The 3,964-nt window shown below is 64.1% G+C and carries 5 protein-coding genes, 1 tRNA gene and 1 pseudogene; all 7 read right to left on the reverse strand.

What is annotated here, in order from left to right; translation table 11 throughout:
• A partial coding sequence (locus MA879_RS12155; protein ID WP_248126854.1) for a transposase occupies positions 1–260 on the reverse strand: 260 nt, incomplete at its 3' end.
• A gap of 581 nt (positions 261–841) precedes the next feature.
• On the reverse strand, positions 842–1,783 hold the full coding sequence (locus MA879_RS12160) for a cation diffusion facilitator family transporter (protein ID WP_248126857.1): 942 nt from the start codon (positions 1,781–1,783) through the stop codon (positions 842–844).
• A 2-nt stretch (positions 1,784–1,785) separates the two neighbouring features.
• Positions 1,786–2,136, reverse strand: coding sequence for an ArsR/SmtB family transcription factor (locus MA879_RS12165; protein WP_248126860.1), 351 nt, complete (start codon positions 2,134–2,136; stop codon positions 1,786–1,788).
• A 175-nt stretch (positions 2,137–2,311) separates the two neighbouring features.
• On the reverse strand, positions 2,312–2,902 hold the full coding sequence (locus tag MA879_RS12170; protein ID WP_197464198.1) for a LysR substrate-binding domain-containing protein: 591 nt from the start codon (positions 2,900–2,902) through the stop codon (positions 2,312–2,314).
• A gap of 323 nt (positions 2,903–3,225) precedes the next feature.
• Positions 3,226–3,372, reverse strand: a complete 147-nt coding sequence (locus tag MA879_RS12175; protein WP_248126863.1) for a hypothetical protein — start codon at positions 3,370–3,372, stop codon at positions 3,226–3,228.
• A gap of 44 nt (positions 3,373–3,416) precedes the next feature.
• Positions 3,417–3,490, reverse strand: a tRNA-Cys gene (locus MA879_RS12180).
• Between the two features lie 48 nt (positions 3,491–3,538).
• A pseudogene (locus MA879_RS12185) lies at positions 3,539–3,841 on the reverse strand (integrase core domain-containing protein); the annotation flags it as partial.
• Positions 3,842–3,964: the final 123 nt, after the last annotated feature.

Raw genomic sequence — 3,964 nt, forward strand, 5'->3', positions numbered from 1 at the left:
GCGGCGGCGGTCAGCGTGGCCAGCACCGTGTCCCAGGTGCCTTTTTCGGCCAAGCGCCGATGCCAGGTCCACACGGTCTGCCAGGGCCCGTAGACCTCGGGCAGATCCCTCCAAGCGATTCCGCACCGGTACCGGTAGATGATCGCCTCCACCATGGTGCGGGCGTCGGCGAACGGCCTGCCGGCGCGGCCGGTCCGGGTCGGGAGCATCGGGGCGATCAACTCCCATTGGGCGTCAGAGAGCATCTGGAACCGGGACACGTCCCCAGGGTCTCAGCTGACTCGTGCATCTATTCTCAGACACGCCCTAGCCGACCACCCTGACCGCTGCGTCGCGGACATGTCCCAGGCGCGCGCCTGACAGTGCGCTCATGCCGGGAAGGCGATTCTGAGGCCGTGCCACCTGCCGCTCGACTTCCGCCTCAGGCACCGGGTGCAGAGGAGTCACCTCTCGTGGTCGACGGCGGGCTATCAGTCGGGGATGCTCTCGCGTGCAGCCTTGCGAATCTGTGCTGAAGCGTGCTGCGAGGCAAAGGTCAGCAGTTGAGAAACAGCTGGCGGGCGTGAAGCAGGAACTGGTGACAGCTGATCGTTAGTGCCGGGATGCTGAGGATGAGTCGTTGGCGGCCGTGCATCCGGTGAGCAGGAAAGCACCGACCACGACGGTGATTGCAGCGGTTTTCGTTCCGCCGTACTTCGGGAATGGCCTGAAGTTTTTCATGGGATTCCTTACCGTGTCTGCCCGTGGTGCCAATTGGCCACACTACCCCATAGGGGTAGTGCCTACCTGCGTGACGCGGAAGCGCCCCCGCCCGGAACGAGCCCGGGAGGGGGCACTGCGTTCAGTCGTGCTTGCTGATTTCCGGTTCATGTTCGGCAATGTGCTCGGTCTCGACCTGGAAGGTCGAGTGATGGATGGAGACCTCGAAGTGTCCTGCGACGCAATCTTTGATCTCGCGGAGCGTCTGCGCGGCATGACCGTCGGTGAAACACTCGTCCTCGACGACGACGTGGGCGGTCAGGATCGGCAGGCCGGTCGCCACAGTGGAGGCGTGCAGGTCATGGACATCTTTGACATGGTCAAGCTCGAGGATGTGCGAACGCACCTTGTCGAGGTCGAGGCCCTTGGGAGTGAACTCCATAAGGACGCCAGTGGTCTCGCGCATGAGCTTGAACGCGCGAGGCACGATCAATGCGGCGATAAGCAGTCCGGCGATGGCATCGGCCTGCATGAACCCGGTCGTGGCGATGACGATCGCCGCGATGATCACTCCGAGCGACCCAAGGGCATCATTGAGAACTTCGAGGAACGCGGCACGCATGTTGAAGTTCGAACCGCGGCTGGAGGCGAGGATGGCGATGGCGATGATGTTCGCGACCAGGCCGATGATGCCGAATATCAGCAGTTCGCTTGCGGGCACCTCCGGCGGCTCGAACAGTCGCCGGATGCCTTCGATGGCGGCGTACGTGCCCACCACCAGCAGCAGTGCCGACTGTCCGAGGGCTGCGATCACTTCGATACGCCGGAACCCCCAGGTGCGCTTGGAGTTGGCGGGCTTGAGCATCAGCGTCGCGGCGATCAGTGCGACCAGCAGCCCGGAGGCATCGGTAATGGCATGGGCGGTGTCGGTCAGCAGTGCGAGGCTGCCGGTGATGACCGAACCGATGGCCTGGGCGACGACGATCGTCGCGGTGATCGAGAATGCGATCCAGAGTTTCTTGCGGAAATCTCCGGGGTGACCGGTCTCGCTGGCGGCGGGGCCGTGATTGTGTCCTGCGCCCATGTCTACTTCTTCTCCGTATCTGTCGCGTGGTGGGTATGTGGGAGTCGCAGGTGCGTGCAGAGCAGGGCCTGCGTGCCGGTGGCATCGAGGAGGCGTTCGGCAGCGGCGATGAGGGTACGCAAGAGCTCGGACTGTGCCAGCGAGTACCAGGTGGAGCGCCCTTCCGGGCGCATCGTCGCCAGTCCGCACTCGACGAGGAAGCCGACATGCTTGCTCACCGTGGACTGGGCCAGGCCCATGTGCTCGACCAGGTCCCGGACCCGGTGCTCCCCCGAGGCGAGGTGCTGCACGATCGCTAACCTCGTCGGCTCCGCAAATGCCTGGAACAGGTGGGCGTACGCTACTGTCGCCACTTCGTCGAGGGTTGCCCCCTCCTCTTGAATCATCGTCATAGGGCGATCATATCGCGCTAGAGCGATATTGTCGAGTGTGATCTGTCGCTCCGACACGGAATGAAGCTCAGGGGTCCCGTCGCACCCGAGGATGGGCTACCTGGGGGATGGTCGGTCGCATAGCTGCAGTGGGGAGCTACGTCAGCTGACCATCGGCCCCGGTGGAGAGCAGCCGGGGTGGGGAGCCGATGTCGATGAGTCGGGTGAAGTAGTCCTGTGCGCAGGTGGCGAAGACCCCTACCTGCGGGTGGCTCCTCCTCTGCCCTGGCCAGGTCAGCGCCACGGTCACCCGTGGGGCATCCTCGATGGGCAGATAGACCACCTCCGGCGCGCGGTGGTTGTGCGTTGTCGCCTCTGCAGTGATGCCGATGGCGTCGCCGACAGCGATGCGGGTTAACCACTCGTCCGTGTTCGCCACCGAGATCGTGCGCGGCATGCGAGCAGTCGTACTCCACAGCTCCCCGGTGGCCGTCGGAGCGGTCGCGCAGACCGCCACCGGCCCGTCAGCGAGATCGGCTAGGGTCACCGACTCCTGCCGGGCACGCGAGTCGGTACTCGTCACCGATGCAACCAGGCGTTCGGTGAACAGCGGTAACCGCTCCAAACCCGGACCAATGGCACGTTTGGGTGAAGAAGAGCGGATGAGTGCGGCATCGATCGCCCCCGTCGCGCAGGGCCCAGATCGGGTCCGTCGGGCGACTGTATTCGATGAGCTCAGCGTGCCCACGCTTCCATTCCGGGAACAGAGGCAAGATGTGACGGCCAAAGCCGGCCCAGGCGCAACGGCACCAGGATGCGCAGTGAGGCCGTGGTGCGATCTTCCAGGTGAAAAGGTAGGTTTGAATCCGGTTCCGAGAAGGGCACATGGGCCTGGGTCCGACGATCAGACTCTGTTGTGAGCCGCGGCCCGCCCTCGCCCTCGCAACGTTCAAGTGAGTAGATCCTGGAACGGCCGAACTTCAGACGGATGCCGTAGCCGCCATTGGGTCCGTCAGGCAGAAATTCTGCCCCCAATTCTTCGAGCGCGACCCGCACACGCCCCTGCTTCTTCTACGACAAGTCGTGTCGCCCCTTCTCGAAGTCGCGCAACTCTTCCTTGGTCACGTTGGCTTCACGGGCGACATACTGGGCGCTCACTTTCACGAGGATGCGCGCGGCGCGTGTCATGTCACCGTTGAAGATGTGCTGGCTCTCCATCACTCGCCTCCAGCGACGTGTGTCCTATTGGGCTCAGCGGGAAGTGGAGGTGCCTACGGGATTCGAACCCGTGTAAACGGTTTTGCAGACCGCTGCCTATCCTCTCGGCCAAGGCACCAAGTCGCCGGCGAAGTCAGTCTGAAGCGCCCTGGGTTTTGTTCCGAGGTCAGGACGCAACGGGCGCTGAGTCCTGGTGGTGAGTGTAGGCCGCCTCGACCTCGGTGGGCGTGCGGTAGTCCAGGGCCTCATGGAGGCGGGTGGTGTTCCACCAGTGCACCCACCCCATGGTGGCCAGCTCGACCGCCTGCACGGACTCCCAGATCCGCTTGGAGTGGATGAGTTCGGCCTTGTAGAGCCCGTTCACGGTCTCGGCGAGGGCGTTGTCGTACGAGTCGCCCACGGTGCCCACCGAAGCGCTCACCCCGGCGGTGATGAGCGCGTCCGAGTACGCCAGAGAGACGTACTGGGCGGGTTCAACCGGTCGTTGCAACACCGTGCGTTGAGAGCGAGCGTAGCTGCTCGGCGAAGACCTCCGCGGGAGTCTTCCAGTCCAGGACCTTCCTGGGCCTGCTGTTCAGCGTGTACGCGACTG

Origin of the sequence: Micrococcus lacusdianchii (genome assembly GCF_023155805.1) — a bacterium.
In the GTDB taxonomy this organism is placed as follows: Bacteria; Actinomycetota; Actinomycetes; order Actinomycetales; family Micrococcaceae; genus Micrococcus; species Micrococcus lacusdianchii.